Raw genomic sequence first — 2,416 nt, 5'->3', positions numbered from 1 at the left:
TCTTGAGCCGTTTGTTATGAGTAATTTTTCCGCGATAGATTTTCTTTGTATTTTTTGTACTCTCTACTTTTGAAAAACCAGTCCCAACCAGCAAAAAACACAGCTCCAAATAACGTCATTAAATAAACTCGGTACGACACAATTGGAGATAAATCTAGATAAAAATCGTTTCGAACAAATGCACTACCGAAAATGACTGGAATACAAAACCCTAAGCCATATCCTAAAAAGTGCCTGAAAAAGCCTTTCTTTCGAATCTTTAACCACTCAACTCGCCTTTTTCGTTCCATCTGTCTGTCACTATCCTTAAATTACTCATAACGCCGCATTAAGGTGTGAGCGACGCTTGGCTATACTTGAGCGAAGCGAAAATGCCAAGCGTTGCGAATCACTCTTAAATGCTTTGTTAAATGGCACATATACGGCTATTCAACTTTTGTAAATTCAACGATCCCGGCTGTATTTTTGCCATTTTGCCAGCAACGATTTGTCCAAAATACACCTTTCATTTTCATAGCTGGGACATCGGTAACATGCAGCCTAGCCGCACCTTCGTAAAAAATTGTATCGGTTTCAGAAGGAGTATCATTTACCCCTTTAAACATGTATTCGAGCTCAAAACCGTCATCTTCAGTTCTAATTACTTTACAGTAGTTAGCGTAACTTCTACCTATTGTCGTTTGACCTTTCATTTTTATCGAAAAGAAATCTGCTTCAATTGTAACTGGAAACTCAACAACTGTTCCCCCATTAAAATTAGATTGAATCCTTCCAGTCCATTTACCGTTAAAGTCAGGACAAAAATTATTCTTAAAGTAGTCGATATATACATACTTCCACAGGTATTTACCAACAATCCATGACAATATGGTTATTGCTGTAATTGTATAAGATATTGACCGTAGCATTGGCTGTTCAAGATATTGGTTAAAAGCCAAATACAAGATGATAGCAATTGCTGTAGGCAAGCCATACTTTAACTTTGATGGTAATAAGTCCCACACAATTAGCGTCTCCCACCCTTAAATACTCTTTTTCTTCTCAATGTTGTGGCAGGCTTAACTTCTACATTAATGGTTTGAATGCCAATTACCGAACCATTATAAGTAATCATACATTCCATCGTATGAGCACCTGTATACGTAGTATCTCTCTTATGACTCTCGTTTGTTCGACCTGACACTTTATGACCGATATCATTAGCGTCAGTTGCCTGCTTACCAACGTTCCTAACAGTCCAGTGCGCATCGGCAAATAAATTAAAATCACTATGGTTACAAATCGTGAATGTCAGCGAATCACCTTTTTTCACAGTTACGCTATTAGTAACTATAGTTTCTACGTGTTTTCCATTTTTATCATATCGGCAGATAGAAATTTCTGGAACTGTTGTAACTGCTGGAAGATTTATACTACCAGAAGATGGACCAAGCTCGACTTGAGGGAAATAATGTTGAAATAGATTGGAAAATTCGAGAGATCGTTCCAATTCACTTGAATCGGAGCAATTTAAACAAACCCTCTTTAAATGGTCTAATTTTTGATGCGCAAATGTTTCAGCATCTTCTGGCATTGTTAAAATGTTATTACCATTAAGTGGATTACTAACGATGAAAGTAGACTCCAACTCTTCACATATACTTAAAACTGTATGTATAAAGCTGTCATCTTCATTCTCATACTTTTGCATATGTTGAGCTACAAGCACATTTATAGCCAACGATGGAATTTTTTTGAACTCTGTACCTTGCCATTTAACATTTACCCACGCTTTAAAATAACGTACCAATCGCTTCATCAACGCTCGGTCATCACTATTTGTATAGTAATTCGTAAGCCATTCTTGAATTGCTCTAGGATCGCTATCAATCCATCCATTATCTGTAGCAAGCTTTGTTTCAAGATCAGATTTATAATAAATAGGTGTATCGAGAGTTAAAAATGACGAAAATGTAAGACCTTCACACGCATTCTTTGATTTTTGTAGTTTAGCCTCGTCATTTATCTGACAATAAGATTCTAATGCATCCTTTAATGTAGCCTTGACATCTTGAGCATCAATCTCCTCTTCCTCCGCGTCAAATAGTAGGTAGACTCCAATATCAATATCATAAGAGGAATACTTATCTACAGGCTTAATTAACGTGCTACTTTTATAAGAGCCTTGCAGCCAAAACTCTACTTTGCATTCAAATGCAACACTGAGCTCTGCTTTCAAAAATTCAATTACTTCATCTTTCTTATTTATGCCTTTCGACAATACGATATCTGAAAGTTTAGTTCGTTGATGAAGGGTTTCTATACTTTCATCTATACTGTAAAATAACTGACTACAATTCATCACTAATTATCCTTTATGAGACTAACTGCCTACGTACTTTTCAACGGTGCCAATTTAACGCCCGCTTAAGGGGCA

At 36.5% G+C, this 2,416-nt stretch carries 2 protein-coding genes; both read right to left on the bottom strand.

The window, feature by feature from the left end; genetic code table 11:
* Positions 1-425 precede the first annotated feature (425 nt).
* The gene (locus PL85_RS16180; RefSeq protein WP_115340182.1) at positions 426-1,004 is read right to left on the bottom strand and encodes a hypothetical protein; all 579 of its coding nucleotides are present in this window, start codon (positions 1,002-1,004) and stop codon (positions 426-428) included.
* A gap of 2 nt (positions 1,005-1,006) precedes the next feature.
* Positions 1,007-2,341: a nucleotide-binding domain-containing protein gene (locus PL85_RS16175; protein ID WP_115340181.1), complete on the bottom strand. Its 1,335-nt coding sequence runs from the start codon at positions 2,339-2,341 to the stop codon at positions 1,007-1,009.
* Positions 2,342-2,416 lie beyond the last annotated feature (75 nt).

It is taken from the genome of Vibrio anguillarum (assembly GCF_001989995.2).
Taxonomy (GTDB): Bacteria; Pseudomonadota; Gammaproteobacteria; order Enterobacterales; family Vibrionaceae; genus Vibrio; species Vibrio anguillarum.
Note: the sequence above shows the minus strand (reverse complement) of the source record. Positions and strands in the feature narration are given on the sequence as shown.

Coding starts and splice junctions, on each gene's coding strand:
- PL85_RS16175 (WP_115340181.1), bottom strand. CDS start 2,341: ATGAATTGTAGTCAGTTATTTTACAGTATAGATGAAAGTATAGAAACC.